General features: G+C 43.4%; 16 protein-coding genes. 7 read left to right on the top strand and 9 right to left on the bottom strand.

The features are described 5' to 3' along the window. Positions 1–109: 109 nt before the first annotated feature. From metG to ASG93_RS28980, 4 genes are all read right to left on the bottom strand, one after another. Positions 110–2,107, bottom strand: a complete 1,998-nt coding sequence (gene metG / locus ASG93_RS28990; RefSeq protein ID WP_056837835.1) for a methionine--tRNA ligase — start codon at positions 2,105–2,107, stop codon at positions 110–112. A gap of 367 nt (positions 2,108–2,474) precedes the next feature. Beyond that, entirely contained in the window at positions 2,475–2,774 is a 300-nt protein-coding gene (yidD, locus tag ASG93_RS34610) for a membrane protein insertion efficiency factor YidD (RefSeq protein ID WP_082615174.1), read from the bottom strand. Positions 2,775–2,815: 41 nt separating this feature from the next. Then, a complete protein-coding gene (locus ASG93_RS28985) occupies positions 2,816–3,505 on the bottom strand; it encodes a transposase (RefSeq protein WP_056837833.1) in 690 nt (229 codons plus the stop codon). A gap of 850 nt (positions 3,506–4,355) precedes the next feature. After that, entirely contained in the window at positions 4,356–6,383 is a 2,028-nt protein-coding gene (locus ASG93_RS28980; RefSeq protein ID WP_056837831.1) for a beta-galactosidase, read from the bottom strand. Between the two features lie 121 nt (positions 6,384–6,504). Here ASG93_RS28980 and ASG93_RS28975 point away from each other — a divergent pair, with 121 nt between their 5' ends. The 4 genes from ASG93_RS28975 (at position 6,505) to ASG93_RS28960 (ending at position 10,631) form a co-directional block, all read left to right on the top strand. Further along, complete coding sequence (locus ASG93_RS28975) at positions 6,505–7,326, top strand: AraC family transcriptional regulator (protein WP_056837829.1); 822 nt, start codon at positions 6,505–6,507, stop codon at positions 7,324–7,326. Between the two features lie 52 nt (positions 7,327–7,378). Next, positions 7,379–8,023 (top strand): DsbA family protein, encoded by a 645-nt coding sequence (locus tag ASG93_RS28970; protein WP_056837827.1) that lies wholly within the window; start codon positions 7,379–7,381, stop codon positions 8,021–8,023. A gap of 76 nt (positions 8,024–8,099) precedes the next feature. Further along, positions 8,100–10,187, top strand: a complete 2,088-nt coding sequence (locus tag ASG93_RS28965) for an LTA synthase family protein (protein WP_056837825.1) — start codon at positions 8,100–8,102, stop codon at positions 10,185–10,187. A 60-nt stretch (positions 10,188–10,247) separates the two neighbouring features. Next, a complete protein-coding gene (locus tag ASG93_RS28960; RefSeq protein ID WP_056837823.1) occupies positions 10,248–10,631 on the top strand; it encodes a YmaF family protein in 384 nt (127 codons plus the stop codon). 75 nt (positions 10,632–10,706) lie between these two features. On the opposite strand, the gene ASG93_RS28955 is transcribed toward ASG93_RS28960, so the two are convergent. Further along, the gene (locus ASG93_RS28955; protein ID WP_056837822.1) at positions 10,707–11,672 is read right to left on the bottom strand and encodes an aldose 1-epimerase; all 966 of its coding nucleotides are present in this window, start codon (positions 11,670–11,672) and stop codon (positions 10,707–10,709) included. After that, positions 11,669–12,436, bottom strand: coding sequence for a CPBP family intramembrane glutamic endopeptidase (locus ASG93_RS28950; protein ID WP_056837819.1), 768 nt, complete (start codon positions 12,434–12,436; stop codon positions 11,669–11,671). Before ASG93_RS28950 ends, ASG93_RS28955 begins: the two co-directional genes overlap by 4 nt. Before the next feature lie 294 nt (positions 12,437–12,730). Between ASG93_RS28950 and ASG93_RS28945 the strand changes: the two genes are divergently transcribed. Further along, a complete protein-coding gene (locus tag ASG93_RS28945; RefSeq protein ID WP_056837817.1) occupies positions 12,731–14,089 on the top strand; it encodes a sensor histidine kinase in 1,359 nt (452 codons plus the stop codon). A 14-nt stretch (positions 14,090–14,103) separates the two neighbouring features. After that, positions 14,104–14,802, top strand: coding sequence for a response regulator transcription factor (locus tag ASG93_RS28940; RefSeq protein ID WP_056837815.1), 699 nt, complete (start codon positions 14,104–14,106; stop codon positions 14,800–14,802). On the opposite strand, the gene ASG93_RS28935 is transcribed toward ASG93_RS28940, so the two are convergent. After that, positions 14,799–15,659 carry a YitT family protein gene (locus ASG93_RS28935; protein WP_414858899.1) on the bottom strand — a complete coding sequence of 287 codons (861 nt, stop codon included), beginning with the start codon at positions 15,657–15,659 and terminating at the stop codon, positions 14,799–14,801. The two genes, ASG93_RS28940 and ASG93_RS28935, sit on opposite strands and share 4 nt — an antisense overlap. A 243-nt stretch (positions 15,660–15,902) precedes the next feature. On the opposite strand from ASG93_RS28935, the gene ASG93_RS28930 reads away from it, so the two are divergent. Further along, positions 15,903–18,014, top strand: coding sequence for an LTA synthase family protein (locus ASG93_RS28930; RefSeq protein ID WP_063891991.1), 2,112 nt, complete (start codon positions 15,903–15,905; stop codon positions 18,012–18,014). Between the two features lie 70 nt (positions 18,015–18,084). Here the strand turns inward: ASG93_RS28930 and ASG93_RS28925 are convergent, their stop codons facing one another. Both ASG93_RS28925 and ASG93_RS28920 read right to left on the bottom strand, forming a co-directional pair. Continuing rightward, positions 18,085–19,104, bottom strand: coding sequence for a Gfo/Idh/MocA family protein (locus tag ASG93_RS28925; RefSeq protein WP_056837813.1), 1,020 nt, complete (start codon positions 19,102–19,104; stop codon positions 18,085–18,087). Positions 19,105–19,128: 24 nt separating this feature from the next. Then, entirely contained in the window at positions 19,129–19,905 is a 777-nt protein-coding gene (locus ASG93_RS28920; RefSeq protein WP_056837812.1) for a sugar phosphate isomerase/epimerase family protein, read from the bottom strand. Positions 19,906–20,021 lie beyond the last annotated feature (116 nt).

The raw sequence follows: 20,021 nt of genomic DNA, 5'->3' as shown, positions 1-20,021 counted from the left end.
TGGTTAGTTTCCTTTATCATGCCCCACTCACATTAAAAACACCCTTCTAACACAAACACCCCATCCCGGAAAAATAAGGGATGAGGTACTTGTTCGTTTTAACTACTATTTATTTCACAATTGCTCCATTAGGCATCGAGTCAGGGACTGTAGCAAGAGTCAGCTGGTCGCCATGTGAAGCGGCGAGAATCATACCTTGCGACAGCTCGCCGCGCAGCTTGACGGGCTTTAAATTCGTGACGCAAATCACTTTGCGTCCAGCAAGCTCTTCGGGCGAGTAAAACTTCGCGATGCCCGATACAACCTGGCGCTGCTCATATCCAAGGTCGAGCTGCAGCTTGAGAAGCTTATCGGCGCCTTTCACAGGCTCCGCCGAAATTACCTGTGCTACGCGCAGCTCCACCTTGGCGAAATCGTCAATAGCGATTTCGTCCTTTGCCTCTGGCGCGGGCACAGTGCTAGCAGCTGCCGAAGGAGCTGCCGATGTTGATTCATCGGTGCTAGCTGCAGCGCCGCCTCCCATGGCCTCGACGATGTAGGCGACTTCTGCCTCCACGTCCAGCCGAGGAAACATAGGCTCCCCCTTCTGCACCTTAGTGCCGGCAGGGAGATGCCCGAAGGTCTGCACGCTCTCCCATGAGGTCAAACGTGGCAGGTCTTCGGCAGCTAAGCCTAGCTGCTGCCAAATCAATTGCGGCGTCTTAGTCAAAAACGGACGCAGCAGCACGGATGAGATGCGCTGGGATTCAGCCAGCACATACATCACGGAGCCAAGTGTCTCGCGCTTGGCTTCATCCTTCACCATCGACCACGGCTGCGTCTCGTCGATATATTTATTCGTACGGCTGATTAGCTGCCACACGGCTGAAAGCGCAATGGAAAATTCCATCTTTTCCATTGCTTCCTCGTACTTCGCTATCGTAGAACGAACAGTCTCCAAGAGACTTTCGTCAAACTCGGTAGCCCCCGCAACATAAGCGGGAATCTTGCCTGCAAAGTACTTATCGATCATCACGATCGTACGGTTCAATAGATTCCCGAGATCATTGGCGAGGTCATGATTGACTCGCTCAACAAAACTTTCCGGTGTAAATGTTCCATCCGCCCCAAAAGGCACTTCGCGCATGAGATAGTAACGCAGCGCATCTAATCCATAGCGGTCGATCAACGTAACCGGATCAACAACATTCCCTTTGGACTTCGACATTTTGCCGTCCTTCATGAGCAGCCAGCCGTGCGCAAACACCTTCTTCGGCAAAGGTAAGTCAAGAGCCATCAACATAATGGGCCAATAAATCGTGTGGAATCGAACAATCTCCTTACTCATTAAATGAACATCCGCAGGCCAATATTTCTTGAAGTTACTTTCATCTTCAGAACCATAGCCAAGCGCGGTAATGTAGTTGGAAAGTGCATCGATCCAGACATAAATGACATGCTTCGGATCCCCTGGAACTTTAATTCCCCAGTCAAATGTCGTTCTGGACACAGCCAAATCCTCAAGACCTGGTTTAATGAAGTTATTCAGCATTTCATTTTTACGAGATTCTGGGTGGATGAAATCTGGATTATCCTCATAATACTGCACTAAGCGGTCTGCATACTTGCTCATCCGGAAGAAATAAGTTTGCTCCTTCATTTTCTCCACAGGTCGCCCACAATCTGGACATTTCCCATCTACCAGCTTGCTCTCCGGGAAAAAAGATTCATCGGGAATACAATACCAGCCCTCATACTCCCCTAAATAAATATCCCCTTGATCCAGTAATCTTTGAAAAATCTTTCCAACGGCATCTTTATGACGATCTTCGGTTGTTCGAATAAAATCATCATAAGAAATATCCAGCTTCGTCCAAAGCTCTTTGATCCCTGAAACAATATGATCAACAAATTGCTGAGGCGTTGTCCCTTTCTCCTGAGCCTTACGCTCGATCTTCTGACCATGTTCATCCGTACCGGTTAAATATCTGACATCAAAGCCGCGCAGCCGCTTGTAGCGTGCCATAGCGTCACCAGCTACCGTAGAATAAGCGTGACCGATATGAAGCTTATCGCTCGGGTAATAAATCGGTGTTGTAATGTAAAATGTTTTCGATTGCGTTGACATCATTCGTTCCTCCTAGCAAATAGTAGAAAACACAAAAAGCCCTCATCCATCTTGGGACGAGAGCTTAACTCACGCGGTACCACCCAGGTTCCCCCGCCTTTCACAAGCTCGGGGCTCAGTAAGTCGATTACGACTTGCCCATTAACGCTGGGACACGAGGCCAGCTTACTCCCATTTTACCATTTGCTTCACAAATGCAATCTGGGCAGCTCGAAGGCCTATTCTCCGGGACCATATTCCAAACCTACTCCTATACCGGCTTTCACCTAACCCGGCTCTCTGTTTATAGGCATCCGTTTGTACTTATCCGTTCATCGAAACCATATTTACAACTTAAGGCAAATATATCGAAAAAATGAGCTGCCTGTCAAGCAGACTGATCGTTATGAGATAAATTTTCCGCTCGTACCGGCACATGATCAACACCACCCGGATGAAAAGGATGGCATTTACAAATCCGTTTCACCGTCAACCATGATCCCTTCAACGCACCGTGGACTTCAATTGCTTCTAACGCATATTGCGAACAAGTGGGATAGAATCGGCAAGTAGGCGGCTTCAACGGAGAAATAAACTTCCGATAGAAATGAATAGGTACTTGTAAAGTCTTTTTCAACCGAGCCTCTCTCCCTACTCCATTGTTTTTCAAAACATGCTGCACTTCCATCATGCCTGAAAAAAAGGACTGAGTCAATTCAAGCCATTGTGTTACGCAGAGAGTTGATAGCACTTAAGAAAAGTAGGATATAAATAGACCGACATAAACGTCTTGATCCAATAATTAAACGTAAACCCCGATCGATTCTTATTACCCAAATATCTTCGGTATTCATTAGGCAAAATATTCTGTATCATCAGTTTGGTATTGAGTCTATTTAATTTGGATTCTAGGTATAAGCGTAGACTCCACTCATTAGAGGAGTTTTGGTTTAAGTGGGTTTGAGGCGTTTCTTCATTAGATTCCTGATCATTAAATATCGGAGCTTCAGAGGCTGATTCTCTAACTTTTTGAAAATAATTAAGCCTATTTTCTTTAATCAAATTTGCATAATGAATTTTCTGAAGCATCAATCTAGCACTTCTATAATTAATTTCAAGGATATGTGACAATGAACTCGCAGTATACTCTTTGCCTTCTTGCAATAGCAGTTGGATGGCACGGAACCAATGGAGTAATGAGAGTTTGGATTTATGCATAATCGTCCCAGCAGTTATGGAGACTTGCATTCTGCATTCCTTGCACTCTAATAATCTACGTGTACGGATTTTAAAAGCTTCATTATAATCACAGCAAGGACAACAAAACCCATTAGACCAGCGCATCTTCATTAAGAAATTCTCACATTCCTCTTCTGTTTGAAACATATGAGATTGCACATCGCTAAAATGCAGTTCCATTTCCTCACTCCTTTACATACGCGAACTTTTGTTCCTATATGTATTATACCAAACAAATGTTCTCTTGTGAAGTTCTTTTCAGGCTACTCGAGCTAGCAATATATACTTGGCAGAAATGAAATTCTGTGACATATACAAAGCCATTAAAATACATTTTCAAACTAGAAATATTACTTCAATTAACCTCTAATCGAATTTTCAATTTGTTGGAGTTTAAGGGCCGCCTAACTCTGCTCACCCTGCAAACTCTGCCAGTCTGTTAATTCTGGTTACTCTGCAACTCCACAAGCTTTGCCAATCTGTAATTCTGTTTACTCTGCTACTCCGCAAGCTCTGCCCATATGCATGGTTCTGGTAACTTTGCAAACTCAGTTACTAAGTTTATTCAAGTTATTATAGTACTCACAGTAGTCCATTTTGGACGAACTGTTTAGTTTGATGATTCGGTTGATATTCAGTAGTTCAATTAATTATTAAAAGAATTGCTTTAAGTTTGATTTAGTAATCAGCAATCAGATATTAGATCAGATATCAGTTATTAATAATTATTAATTATTAGTTTTTAGTTTTTAATTTTTAATTTTTAATTATTAATTATTAATTTTTAGTTTAGGTTATCCTTTTCTTATTCATTGTAGATACCACAGAATATACGTTTTGCTGATGAATAACCTGGGACTGGCTTTTCCTCACAGTGACTGAAAATATCGACCTTACCCATTTCAAGACGCTTTTACTAACATTAGTTACGTCTATAGCGAGATAAAATTTCTCAAAAATGAAAATAACCTCTGTCTTTAGACAGAGGCCGTTTTCGAGAACTTATTGAATAATTTATGCTAGTTTTTGTTCAGCTTATTGATAGAATGAGAACACCTTTTGTTGAAAGTGTAACGGTATCGGTTACTGGTTGACCTTTTATTAAATCCAATCCCTTTAAGGTACCTAAATCTACATTAACGGGTTGATCATTGTGATTCAGGATAAACAGATATGTTTCACTCTCATTGGTTCTTTGTGAAATTTCAACACCAGGAACTGGGGTAATAGGTGCTGTTATCCCTTTTTCTTTGCACAAATTTGCTAGAAACCCCTTCAAGAAGGATGGTTCCGGACTAGAGGCTACATACCAAGCTTGACCTGCTCCGAATTTATTTACGGTAAGTGCTGGCATTCCTTGATAGAAATCGCTGCCATAGACCGCTTTTATTTCGGCTCCTTCTGAATGGATTAAGTCACATAGAAGTCCACATTGGTACTCACCGCTGAGCGCTCCCCACGGTTCGTTTAGTACGATTTGGTTTTTTTGGTCAGGGAAAAGCGCATCTATTTCTTCTGCCCATATTCCGAGCAGCTCACGTAATTCCCCAGGGTAACCGCCAAGTGAAACGATATCGTTCTCATTGACTATTCCGCTAAAGAATGTCGTCAGGAAGGTTCCTCCTGAACGAACGAAGTCCTCTACCTGCTTCGCGTAGCCTTTTTTCACCATGTATAGCACAGGTGCAATAACGATGTCATAGTTTGATAGATCTGTATCTATACCTATTAGATCGGCTTGAATATTTTGCTGAAATAGAGCGTCATAATATTTGTGGACTTCGTCCACATAGTTGAGCGCAACGGTTGGGCCACTTGACAGTTCTATTGCCCAGCGATTCTCCCAATCGAAAACAATGGCGACTCGAGCGTTGATTCTGGTGTCTAGCAGACTGTCGGACAGTTTTTGCAATTCAGAACCTAGCTCCGCGCATTCGCGGAACACTCGTGTATGTTCATGTCCCACGTGCTCGATGACGGCACCGTGATATTTCTCACATGCTCCTACTGATCTGCGCAGCTGGAAAAACATCACGGTATCTGCTCCATGAGCCACCGCCTGATAGCTCCAAAGCTTCATAACTCCGGGCCGTTTGAGGGAATTATAGGGCTGCCAGTTTTGCTGACTCGGGGTTTGTTCCATAAGCATGAATGGCTGTCCTTGTTTCAAGCCGCGCATAAGGTCATGGGTCATAGCGGTCAGACTAATAGGTGTATTTAGGGAAGGATAATTATCCCATGAGACAACATCTAAATGTTTGGCCCATTTGAAATAGTCTAATTCTTTATATAGTCCCATTAAATTCGTTGTTACGGGTAGGTCAGGTGTATGTTTTTTGATGGCGTTATATTCTAGTTTGTAGCACTCCAGCAAGCTATCTGACATAAAACGGCGGTAATCAAGCGAGATTCCTTGGAAGTTGGTATTATCCACTCCCCATTCTTCAGAAATAGCATTTGGTGGAACGATCTCTTCCCACTCATAGAAAGTATGACCCCAGAAACCTGAATTCCATGCTTTATTCAAGGTTTCGAGTGTTGTATAACGCTCTTGGAGCCAATTCCGGAAGCCGTCCGCGCAATGATCGCAGTAACAATAGCCACCGTATTCATTAGAAACATGCCAGATTAAAATGGCTGGGTGATCCTTGTAGCGTTCTGCAAGCTTTTCTGCAATTCGCTCCGAATATTTTCGATAGGTTGGGCTATTTGGACAAGAATTATGTCGTCCTCCAAATTTACGTTTACGGCCCTCGAAATCAACTCGTAATATATCTGGATATTTACGTGCCATCCATGCAGGATGAGCCCCTGTACTTGTGGCAAGGCATATGAAAGTTCCGTTGTCAAACAAACGGTCGATAATTTCGTCCAGCCATGTAAAGTCGTAGGTATCTTCATTCAGCTGTGAAAGCGCCCACGAAAAAACATTTATGGTCGCAACATCAATCCCTGAAAGATTAAACATCCGTAGATCTTCATTCATGATCTCTTTGTCCCATTGCTCTGGGTTGTAGTCTCCACCATACCAAATTTTAGGAAGTTTCTTGTTAATCAAGTTTTGCACCTCTTTTTTTGGAATTAATATAAGAATAAGTACATTGTATTGGATTATTTTCTGGCTTAAAATATAATATTCTTACACAACTATATAATAAAATGGAACAGGATGGTGAAAAATGCATAAGAGATATGAATTAATGCCTTCAACTGCGCAACCGTTCCCATTATTTATTGAAAGTATTGGTCACCATGAGGATCAAGAAAAATTAGTAAGACCTGAGGGGTTTCCCAGTTATCATTGGCTGCAAACTTATGCAGGTGAAGGGGAGTTCATTATAGAAGGAAAAAAATTTAGCTTAACCAAAGGTTCAGGGATTTTATTGCTTCCAGGTGTACCTCATTCTTATTGGGCTGTAACTGAACAATGGTGTACGCAATATGTCACATTCGGAGGGACTTGTGCAGATGCCATTCTTCGTTCCTTTGATTTGATGGAGACTGCAATTTTTCGTTGGGATGAGGAAGGCCCGCTGCAAGTGGAAATAGGACGAATTTTGGCCAATATGGATGCAGCACACGAATATTCAGGGTATGAAGCCTCCGCGGATTTATATTACTTTCTAATTCAGCTAAAAAAGCATGGACAAATCAATAACCGCGCCTCTATTCGTAATCAAATGGTCCAGCTGCAGCCATTATTGATTTGGCTTGATAGTCACTATCATAACCCTGATATCGGACTTGAAGTAATGTCAGGGATCCTACAGATTACGCCTAGACACATGAATACACTGTTTCAGCATGCCTTTGGGCTGTCTCCTTATTCCTATTTAATTATGCTGCGTCTTCGCAAATCCAAAGAGATGCTATTGAAGCAGCAGCATCAGACTGTCAAGGATGTGGCTGAGCAGGTAGGTTTCCGAGATACAAGCCACTTTGTCGCGAGTTTTCGAAAGCACGTCGGACTCACACCCGAGCGGTTTAGGCAAATGAATTAATGTGCTATAATTAAAATATAGTTACTATTTTTTCATCAAAGGAGTCTAATTTATGATTATTGAAATATTTCAAGATATTGTTTGTCCATGGTGCCGTATCGGCAAAAAGAATTTGACTGATGCGTTAGCCAATTTTACATCAGAGCCTGTTGAAATCCAGTATCGTGCTTATCAACTTGACCCTTCAACACCTCCAGATGGATCACCCTTCCGTGATGTTATGCTCCAAAAGGTTCGAGCGGATGAAGCTAAGCTGAATGGCATGCTGCAGCAGGTTACTCAAGCTGGTCAAGCGTCAGGTTTATATTTTGATTTCTCAAAAGTTGAGAAGATGCCGAATACGTTAAAGGCGCATCAACTCATCGCTATCGCACCGGAAGATCGTAAAAAAGAGCTTGTTGACGATTTGTTTAAAGCTTATTTTGAAGATGGAAAAGATATTGGGAAAGTGGATGTTTTGCTTGATTTTGCTGAGAAACTCGGCATGGATCGGGTACAAACCTCCACTCGCTTAAATGCAAAGGAAGGGTTAAAGCAAGTCGAGGATGATCTTGATTTTGCCAGACAAGCTGGAGTTTCGGGAGTTCCCTTTTTCGTAATCAATCGTAAATATGCGCTTACTGGCGCTCAGCCTTCGGCTACCTTCCTGCAAGCCCTGCAGCAAATCAGCGAGGAGCAAACGGAAGAAAAGGCTTAAAACAAAAATAACCGACTCTCTATTATTGAGACAATGGACGAATGGAACTGGCTCATATAGAACAGGAGTTAAAAAAATGACTAATTTACTTCAAACACTAAAGCATGTACCCTCTCGCATTTTGATTATTGTATTACCTTTTCTACTGATGGACATGGTTGAATACTTAGAAAGAGGCTCTTATGAAGAACTTCATAAATGGATCATGTCTCACCCGCTATCAATGGTTCTTGCCTACTTTGTTGTTGGTACTATGTATTTGTTCCTTATTGCAATAACTGGTCGAAGCCGGTTATCTTTTTGGGTGCTTTGTGCCATTTTACTTCCTCTAGGAGCAATTAGCGGCAGTAAATTAAAAGCCATTGGAGCGCCCTATTATCCATGGGACCTCGTATTTAATAATCAAATTGTTGAGTACAGAGCTTTTTTGCAAGGGTATCTCAATTATAGATTACTGGGTACAGTCATCATTTTCATCGCAATAATTGCTTTATTATTTCATTTGATGTTGCTGCATCGACGTATCCAATTCACTTGGATTGAACGTAGTATTTATGCCATCATTGCCATCATTATGGCGACTAGTCTTTATATGGACAAGCCTATTCCTTTCATGAATCTATACGGCATTTACACGGTGCCTTGGGATCAAACAATCACTTACGACGAGAATGGATACTTGTATTCCTCTGTACAAATGTTAGGTTTTCTGAATGTAGCAAAACCAGATGGTTATAGTAAAAAAGCCGTTACGTCTATTCTGGAACAAATTCCAGAGAAAAAAGCGGCGAATGACAAAAAGCCAAACATCATCGTGATGCTTGGAGAAGCCTTCTGGGATCCAACGATCATGAAAAACATCACGTTTAGCCGGGATCCGATACCCAATTTGCATCAGCTACAAAAAACATTCACCAGCGGTTGGATGTTGTCCCCACAATTCGGAGGCAGCACTGCCAATGTTGAATTTGAAGTCTTATCCAGTAATTCCATGCGATTCTTTGGGAAATCACCGGATAAAATATTGCCTTACATCGAGTATATGAATCATGGCGTTGACTCTTTAGCCAGTATTACGACGCGGCAGGGTTATACCGCCACCTCCATTAACCCATTCTTCAGCTATTTCTTCGATAGCAGAAAGGTGTATAAGCATTTTGGGTTTTCGCGATTCATTGCCAGTGAGTTTTTCCCAAATGATTTTGAAGGACCGAACTATGCGGACAGAGCTGTTGTAAAAAAGATTATTGAAGAAACGGAGAAAAGCCAGGGGCCTGATTTCATTTTCGCGAACACCATGGAGAATCATCATCCCTTTAAACCGGGGAAATTCATCAAAAACACGATTGAAGTTAAAGGAGATATCACACCTGAATCCAAGGGTATTTTGGAGACATACGCCCAGGGTATCTCGGGTACTGACAAAGCGCTGCAGTCACTAGTTGACTATTACTCAAAAAAGTCCGAGCCAACGATCATTCTCTTTTTCGGAGATCATTTACCTTTTTTCGAGGAAAATTATAAAGTCTACCGCGATGCCAAGTATGTTCTTCCTGATGATCCGGATTTATATACAAAGACACATTACACGCCTTTCTTAATTTGGAACAATTTCCTGCCTGCGGATCAAGAGAAAAAGGATATAAAGATCAGCCCTTCCTTTCTAGGCCCTAAGGTTCTTCAAATGGCTGGTGTTCAGGGCAGTTACTACACAGACTATCTTTACGAATTATCACAAAAAATCCCTGTTATTCCGCCAAATGAGATGTGGGACAAATATCAAATAAAAGATAGTGATCTCTCCGACTACATGAAGCTTCAGTACGATAACTTATTCGGAGGCCGGTATGGGTACGAAGCCAAGGGTTTTAAAAACTCGATTGTACAACCTGGATATACCTTGGGTTACGGCGATCCCGTTATAACAAAAGTAATTCAAAGTGAAAATAAACTTCAGGTTGTTGGTAGTCCCTTTTATTCTTCCTGCAATGTTTATATTGATGGTGTAGCTTTTAAATCCAATTTCAATGGTGAAGATACGCTTTATGTCGATCTGTCAGATAACCCACCATTAATGCCTGGGAAACCTCATCAAGTTGAAGTACGTATTCACGATGATAAAAAGATGAAGATCGGCCAATCCAACCTTTATCCTCTCCCCTAGTCATGACTCTAGCCCCCATCGAATAGGATGAAACATATCCTGTAGCCGAGGGGGTTTTTCATGCACCCACGTATACCGCCTGCTCATGTTCATTTCTTTAAAATAATAACATCAGAAGTATTACACCATCATCACTTATTGCGACTATATACGTTTAGTGTTAACGGTACGGCTTACGACAATCACGTACATCAATACCAAGGCATTTCCGGCATCCGATATGGCCATTATCATGCTTATTATGGTACGACTGGGCCTGCCATTGCGCTCCAAGATGGAACTCACTTTCATTTACTTGAAGGCACTGTTGAGCTTAACGCTTACAACACCTCGCGTGGAGGTGCAGTGGTTAAATCTAAGCAAATAGAAGGTCATATTCAGGAGTTGCACCGACACAGTTACGCTGGTTATTCATCTGTTGGTTTTGGTTATGAGCCATGGTAAGTAGTCATAAATTGGAATTAAAAAAAGAGTCAAGTATGAAGGCTGATGTGCCTTCCTTTGACTCTTTTTTGAGTGTTATTGCAATGGTTCAATATGGATTGACCAATTGAAATTGAATGATTCACCCGCTGCTAAGCCTTGGGCACCCGAAATTTCTGGAGAAAAGGGCTCGTTGAACACGTTCATGATACTTGTATAAGGTTCAAGCGACACAGCTTCCGTCCATGGCGCTGTGAATAGCACATGAATGGGAAACTTGTCTCCCGTGTTGTACACAAGCTTAGTCCCTCGAGCTTCATACTGAAGCTCGCAGGTTTGCGGGCCCGGCTCGATGCTGAGCATCTGCGAGCCGCCCGGGTAATTCGGCAGCTCCGTGATGAGCGCGCCTTCCTGCAGCGCCGCAGTGAGCGGCGAAGACACGGGCTCCGCTGCCGCGTAGCCATCCGCGCTGAGCGGCCACTCTGCCGCCGCGGGGATCACGACCCGCACGCGGCCGGCTTCACCCTTCGCGAACGCGAAGTACGGGTGAAAGCCAAGAGATAGCGGCATCGTTTGGCCGCTGCGGTTGGCGATTTCACCGCTGAGCGACAGCGTACCGTCCTTCAGACGGTACGTGAATCGAAAGCATGCGGCGTGTGGATAATACGCCAGCATGTCAGGATACTCCGCGGAGACATACGCCCCGCCAGCGGCATCCGCACCGCTGGCAATGACCTTCCACGGCCGCTCGCGCAGCTCGCCGTGGGCGTGGTCCGGCTCCCGATTCGCGGGGAGCCGGTACTCGCGGCCTTCGAAGGAGAAGGCCGCAAGCTTGACGCGCCCCGGCGGGAACAGAATGGGCACGCCGTAGCGCGAAGACTTCACGCGAAGCTCAGCCAAGCTGGCTGGCTTCGCGATGTAGGCATGGTTCCGCACATCGAAGCGGAACAGATGCAATCCGACGGCCGGAATGACTTCGGCCTCGGCCTGTGCATGATGGTCGACTAGGCGCAGGGTCGACTCCCCGTCCCACTCGCTGCTGATAATCTCGTACTGACTCATAATGAATCCTCCTTGGTATGTAGCATTTGCTTAGCACGACTTTGATAGTATCTAGATATCAAAACAATTCCAAGTACAAGGATGATGGTGGTGACCAAGCTGCCTTCAGCCCCAAAGTCAGCTCCTGAGATAAGTGAAGCTCCCTGTATCTCGGTCTTAATGAGCGACGACATCGGTGTACCGGAAACTTCGAATCCGAGGATACAGCCCTGAAAAAAATTCCAAGACAAGTGCATGCCTATCGGCATCCACAAACCGCCCGAGTACTCTCGGCTTAAGGCGAATAATAGGCCTGCTAGAAGTAAATTCAAGACTGGAAGAGGCGAATTCCACATGCCTGGATTAAATGTATGCAAAAAGGCAAATACAACGGTCGAGACCGTTATTGCAGATTTGGTGCCGAACCTTATCTTCACCAGTCCTTGTAAATAGCCGCGTGCGAATAACTCTTCATTAACTGCAACCCCTATGAAGAGTAAAAAACCCCACATCAGCTCGATCCCGAGCGTTTCAGTCCATTGCAACGAAATGATCTTAATCCCGCCCAGCAGCCATATCCCTGCACTGCTGATCGTAATAAGTAAAGCGCCTGCAGCGAAGCCTTCTCCTACTCTTCTGCCAAGCAGATGAGTATGAAGACCAAGTGTCCATCCTTTATGTCTTTCAAAAATGGCATACGAAAGAATAACCCCGCTAATAAAACCAATGATTTGCGCCCATAAAGCTGCCTTTATAAAGAATGGATCTCCAGCAACTCCTGCCATACTTAACTCCTGAGGTGCAGGATGTCTCAGAATAGATACAACCGCGGCTACGATTGATAATAACACGGTAATAACAACAATAAAAACGAGTGTTAATAATACTTTACCCACAATCGTTAGTATGGATAAAAACTTTGACTTGTTTACTTCAATAAGGTTCCACTCCCTTCTAAATCACTTATTCGAGAATAATCGCCTATATCCTGCCAGTCTCAGAAGGAAAGGATACTCTTGTGCAAATGTTGGCTCCATGCCACAATAGAAGAAACATTAGACTCATTTGACGGAGGAAACATGCTTTTCGTTCTATTTGCACTCTGGATCATCGCGTTGGGGCTTGTCATGGTTGATCCACGATCCAGTACGATGCGCTGGATGAGCGCTATTGCTTTTACTGGTGGATTCGGCGCACTTGCTGCTGTTTTATCTGAAACTTTTATCCCCTATATTCAGCAAACAGTACCCAACCCATCCATTAGTGCTCATCTTTATCGCGTCATGAGCATTAGCTCACTGTTATCTTACTACGGCTTGCCATACTCATTTGCCATGCTTTCTTTGAGATATAACGCATCCTGGCAGAAACCAGCCATTCAAACGTGGCTGCCAATAGGTCTACTTATTCCTCCCATTGCCTGTATACTATTCACACCTGGTTACACGGAGGAAATGCCTATTACCTTTCCCATCGTAGCCTCCTGGGCTGTTCCTTACATTTTCATTGGCACTGTACTTATTGTAATCAAAACAGAACGGCTTCCGGCTATGAAGCGAACGCACCTCTTCACCTGCTTAGCCCTCCTTCCTCCTATCCTTTGTGTAGGGATACTTAATTACGTTATGCCAAGCTTCGGTTTTTACCGTATGTGGGTCTATCACGTATGGATTCTTGCTTTCGTTGTGCCTTTTTTCGTATTCACCTTTTTCAAATATGGTTTTCTCGGCATGCGTCTGCTCATCGAACGTCGCAAACTGGACTCGACGCTCCGCGCCATCACATCGGGAACAGCGATTTTAAACCATTCGATTAAGAACGATGTCGGGAAAATGCGTTTGTTCCTCGAGAAAATGAAGCAGTATGCCGGGGAAACGAATCAGTCGGAACTTATGCAGGACATCGATGTCGTTATGGGATCTTCCATGCATATCCGTGATATGATTAGCCGAGTACACGAACAAACACAAGAGCTCCCTCTTCGGGAATCCTCAAATGATTTAGCTGAACTTATTAATGAAGTCCTTCTTCCACTTAGACCTTACCTAAGTAATATCCAGGTGAATCAGAACATCCCTGAGAACTTAATTCTTCATTTAGATCCTATTCAAATTGCGGAAACGTTAACGAATATACTCATGAATGCGGTAGAAGCTATGCCACAAGGTGGCGACCTTACTCTTAAAGCGTTTCATGCCAAAAAGAATATTATTTTGGAAATAAGAGATACCGGAATAGGGATGGAGAAATCCGTATTGAAGCAAGTATTAGAACCGTTTTATACGACCAAAAGCGGCAGTCATAGCAACTTTGGACTCGGACTCGCCTACTGCTACAGTGTCATGAAGAAACATGGAGGGGCCTTGGAATTAAGCAGTGCGCCAGGGAAAGGCACGAGTGTGTTTCTAACCTTCCCGGGCAACCGACGAAAGAAATAAAGGGGGACTCCCACTTGGAACTAATTCGTATTTTGATTGTTGAGGATGACCTTGACTGGCTACGCGGCCTTAAAGCTTATTTGAATCGTCAGCCAGATTTGAGTGTCGTGGGCACTTTAACAACCGCAGAAGAGGCAAGGGAACTATTTGCTAATGCGGAACCAGAAGCCGATGTCGTACTTATGGATATCATGCTGCAAGATGAGCCTGCGGGCATTGGACTTGCTGAACAAGCTCTTTTATCTTGGGGAGCTAAAGTCATTATGCTTACTTCGATGGAGGAGAAGGATTTCATCTTCCGTTCCTTTCAAGCCGGTGCTATTGACTACCAGATCAAATCCCGATTCGAAGAGCTTCCTGCCATTATTCGAGCCGTGCATGCACGTCAATCTTCCATTAACGCGGCAGTAGCTGAACAGATGCGAGAGGAATTCCGCAGACTCAAACGGTTAGAACACCAATTCAAAGTCAAAGAAGTCAGCGATCTAATCACGCCAACAGAGCTTCAGGTACTGGAGATGATTGATCAAGGACATACGCAAACAGAAATTGCTAATCGCTTTTTCATATCTTTGCGAACCGTCAAAATTCATGTGGGGCATATCTTGAAAAAACTAGGTAGTCCGAGCAGCAAAGATGCCGCGCAGAAAATCAGAGACTTGGGTTTGTTTGAACGAGGAAATGAAAGCGGCGGAAACGGAAAAGGGGACTAATGGATGTCCCGCTTCTTGAATCGTCCGCCTTTGACATCGTGGATATTGCCAACTGCGAGAAATGCTGCAGAATCGAGCTCATCCACGATGGATTTTAACTTCGCTTCCTCCAGCCGTGTAATGACACAGAAGATGACCTTTTTGTTATCTCCCGTGAAGCCGCCTTCCCCTTCCAGATAAGTGACACCGCGCCCTAAGCGGTCCAGTATAGCTTCACCTATTTGTCTGAAGCTATCACTGATAATCCACACGGACTTCGACTCATCAAACCCTTCAATGGTCACATCAATCATTTTATAAGCAATAAAATAAGCGATTAGAGAATACATCGCACGATCCCAACTGTATACAAAGCCTGCGCTGCCTAGAATAAATAGGTTGAAAAACATCACAATCTCACCTACGGAGAATGGAATTTTTTTGGACACGAGAATCGCAACAATTTCCGTCCCATCGAGTGAACCCCCGAAACGAATCACCATTCCTACCCCAATACCGAGAATAATGCCGCCGAATACAGCTGCAAGCAAAGGATCATGCGTTAGCTCTTTAACGGGGTGTAGCAGATACGTTCCTGTGGACATGACCAGAATTGCGAAAAGCGTTGATAAGGCAAACGTTTTTCCTATTAATTTATATCCGATAAACAGGAATGGAAGATTTAATAAGGTCAAAAATATCCCGACTTGAATATTGGTTAGATATGATAAAATGATCGATATCCCCGTGATTCCTCCGTCAATAATTCTGTTAGGTACTAAGAAAATCTCCAATCCAATAGACATTAACACAGCACCTAAAAATAAAAACACGCTGCGCCGAAGTAAAGCTTTCTTGGTCATTCTTCGATGCTGCATTTGCATTGCTGCTTTTTTCACCAATTGAATTTGTTCTTCTGCCATACAATCCCCTCATTTCTCTATCCTCTATACATACATTTCTCGACAAAACCATCTATTTCCTGCAAATTAGGCCTTTCCTTTGATACTTTATTATAAAAATTGTTAGATAATATACCATCGAATATTAACGTTGGCCATGGTATAATGATGGCTGTTATCATTTACAATTTCTTAATTTGAATATCATAGGAGACATATATGAACCAGCACATTAATCGCTTATTGCTTCTAACCCGGCAACGATTGCCACTATTATTAATTGCTCTAATTCCTGTCTTGATCATGGAAATTTTGAGCCGCGGAAATTATATAGAAATGATAACTTGGAGTTACAAGCATCTGCTTGAACTGCTATTCAATGAATGGATCGTATTCAGTTTGTTATTATTGTTCATCGCCATGATTGGCCGGACTAGAATTGCCTATTGGGTCATTTCAGGTATACTTCTTACCTTGGCTCTCGTAAGCGGCGTTAAGTTGAAAATATTAGGGGTCCCATTAACACCTTGGGATATCGTCTTGGCCGGCGAAGCGTCGGATATGGTGAAATATATCTCCAATATTCTTAGCTTCCAAATCTTGATAATGCTTTTTCTTTTCCTCGCGGCCAGTTATTTTTTGTTATACCGCACGACCTTATTCTCGAAGAAGGTCGTCCTAAAAGAACGTGGAATCCTTGCTATTATCGCGATTGCAATGTTGTCTGCGGTTTACACGGATCTCCCCCTTCCGATTCAGAAATGGTTCGGGATCAAAGCATCCGTATGGAACCAAGTTGAGAATACCCAAACGAACGGCTACGCATTAGCAACGTTTCTAAATACCAAATCGATGTTAACCGATAAACGAGAAGGTTACGATGATAAAGCTGTCGAAGCTATTGTCAGTAATTCACCTAAACCGATTAAAGCTGGGGACCTAAACAACCATGTAAAACCAAATGTTATTGTCGTGTTAAGTGAGGCCTTCTGGGATCCTACCGTCATTAAAGGTGTGGAATTCAGTCGCGATCCCATCCCTTTCTTCCATAAGCTGCAGCAGACAGGGACAAGCGGCACGATGCTTTCACCGCAGTATGGCGGGGGTACAGCTAACGTCGAGTTCGAGGTTTTGACCGGCAACTCTATGCGTTTCCTACCGCAAGGGTCAATCGCCTACAATCAATTCATTACCAATGAAGTAGATTCTTTGGCAAGTATTTATGCTAGACAAGGTTATACATCAACAGCGATAAGTCCATTCTACAACTGGTTTTTCAACAGTAATAAAATATATAAGTACTTTGGCTTCTCCAAGTATATTCCAATCGAATATTTTAAGCCTAACTATTCAGGTCCTTATATCGCAGACAGTGAAGTTGCTGCTAATATTATTCATGCGACGGACCAAAGCGATGGACCCGATTTCATATTTGCTAACACAATGGAAAACCATTTTCACTTTTTCCCAGGCAAATTTCCCAGAAATACAATCGGTGTTACTGGCGATGTGTCTCCTTCTTCTCGAGGGATGCTTGAGACGCTTGCCCAAGGCATCAGTGCCTCCGATAACATGTTAAAGGAATTAGTCGATTACTACGAGAAAAAGGGAGAACCAACGATTATCGCTTTCTGGGGAGACCATTTGCCAGCCCTAGGTGATGACTATGCCACTTACATTGACACAAAGTATATTAGCGGCAAAGACGATCCCGATTTCCTGAAAAAGATGTACACCGTTCCGCTTGTCGTTTGGAACAATTTTGACCATGAGCGCAAAGATACCTTAAATATTAGCCCTGCTTTCTTAGGCCCTTATCTTATTGAATTATCCAAACAGCAAGGCAGCTATTACACCGATTATTTAAGTCAACTTTCGAAAAAGATCCCTGTCATACCACCGAAAGATCATTATGAGGCGATGAATATTAATGAACAGGACCTAAAGGATTACGAGACCTTGCAGTATGATATCATTTTCGGCGACCGGCATGCTTACAAGGATTACAAAGTTCCCATAATAAATTCCAAGTATATACTCGGTTTTGGACCGATCCAGCTTGATAAAGTCGAATCTGATACACAGGACCTATCTGGACGTACAAGCGTGACATTAACGGTGAGAGGGAGCAATATCCCCCCCCTTGGCTATGTCACTTTAAATGGGAAAGACGTTCCGAGCATATGGCAAGATGAACATACACTGACTGCCAAGGTCGAAGGTCATTTACTCAAGTCAGGAATCTGGGACATTCAGGTGAATGTGAAAGATTCTAAGGAAACCATTATTGGTAAATCAAACACCCTGCCAATCGAAATCGGCGGGCGTTAAGCTAAGTTGGACGCCAAGACCCCTTTTCTCTAATTTGAGAAAAGGGGTCTTTTCAATCATATGACCTTGATTACATGGAGATAATTTTTCCTGTCGCTTCAGATTCGAAGGCTGCAAGGATAACTTGCAAAGAGCGAAGCCCCTCTTCGCCGGAAATACGCGGCTTTTGGCCTTCCAAAATGCAAGTAATGAACTCGTCAATGATACCACTATGCGTTTGTTTCTCATTCGTTGCGATTTGTCCAACTTTATAACGTTCAACCGTACCGTCACGAAGCTCAACAATGACTTGGTCATTCGGATCGGTATCAATTTTGATAACACCATTCTCGCACCATAACACGGTTGAATTGTCTTGACCTTTATAATAAGTCCAGCTTGCGACTAGTGATCCTGTCGCACCGCTTTTCATGCGCAGCAAGCAAGTCGCGTTATCGTCAACATCTGTACCTTCTTTATGCAGGGTACCGACGAAAGCAGCTACTTGTGCCACCTCATCGGCAAGCATCCAACGAATTAAATCTGATTTGTGTACGCCAAGATCGCCCATCGCGCCCATTGTTGCTTCTTCTTTGCGGAAGAACCAGCTTTCGCGTCCGTCGACGCTCCAGCCTTCTGGACCTGGATGTCCGAAGGATGTACGGAATGTCAGCACTTTACCTAATTTGCCGGAATTCAAAATTTCTTTGGCTTTGACATGTGGAGGCATCAGTCGTTGGTTGTGACCAACCATCAAAAACACACCATTTTTCTTTGCCGCGTCAATCATGGCCTCTGCTTCCTCAGCCGTTGAAGCCATTGGCTTCTCAACCAGTACATGAGCGCCTGCATTTGCAGCGGCAATGGATACTTCAGCATGGAGAAAGTTCGGTGTGCATACACTAACTGCATCCACTTTTTCCTGCTTCAACATTTCGGTATAATTGCTGTATGCTTTGCCGCCGTGCAGCTGTGCATAGTGCTCCGCTCTCTCCAGAACAGGATCGACGAAAGCAACGAGTTCAACATTCGAATTCCAAGCATATTCGGGGATGTGTCTATGTTTAGCTATAGAACCGCAACCTACTACGGCTACTTTAATTTTGCTCATATTTATTTATGCTCCCTCTAATTGTTAGTTATGAACATTCGTGTAATGTTCTTTGACCCAGTTTAAGCTGTTCTCGACACTTGTTAGCGGTGGCTTCTGGCAGTGATCCTGCTCAACAACAAGCCATTCCACGCCTGCTTGCTCTGCCGCTTTAATCACTTTTTCCAAAGGAACATCGCCTAAGCCCAGTTCGAGTGTTACTAATTTACCTTCTGCATCTTTCGTGAAATCTTTGAAATGAAGCAGCGGTAAACGGCCCGCATATTTGGCTATGTAGGCAAGGGGATCTTGACCGGCGAATTGAACCCAACAAACGTCCATCTCTACGTTAATGGCATCTTCACCCGTTTTGGCAAACATGGCATCAAAGACGAACTCGTCATTCACTTTATAATGAAATTCGAAATCATGATTGTGATAAAGGAACTGCAAACCTTGTTTATTCGTTTCTACAGCAATCGCTTGGCATTCAGCAATTAGTGCTTTCCATTGATCTGCTGACTCACGTTCTTCAGCACCAACATAAGGGCAAATTGCATATTTCGCACCGATTGTTTTCAGGTAGTCCAGTTCTCCTTGAAGATCTTTACGAAATCTCTCTAAACTCACGTGACTGCCGAATGCTTTCAAACCCAGCTCATCCAGCAGCTGTTTAAGTTCGTCAGCAGGCTTACCGTAATACCCCGCGAATTCTACGCCTTCATATCCTAACTTCGCTACATGACGAAGTGTGCCTTCCATATCTTTCTCCATATCATCTCTTAATGTATACAATTGCAGACCAATTCCTAAACGTCCCATTTGTTCTCCTCTTTTCTTATCATCTATATTTGGATAAATCGAACATAATAGAATTAGTATACTGGATCATAGCCTTATATGACCATTCACGATATAATCAAAACATCTCCTATTTG

The sequence above is a fragment of the Paenibacillus sp. Soil787 genome, from assembly GCF_001429545.1.
Lineage (GTDB): Bacteria > Bacillota > Bacilli > Paenibacillales > NBRC-103111 > Paenibacillus_E.
Note: the sequence above shows the minus strand (reverse complement) of the source record. Positions and strands in the feature narration are given on the sequence as shown.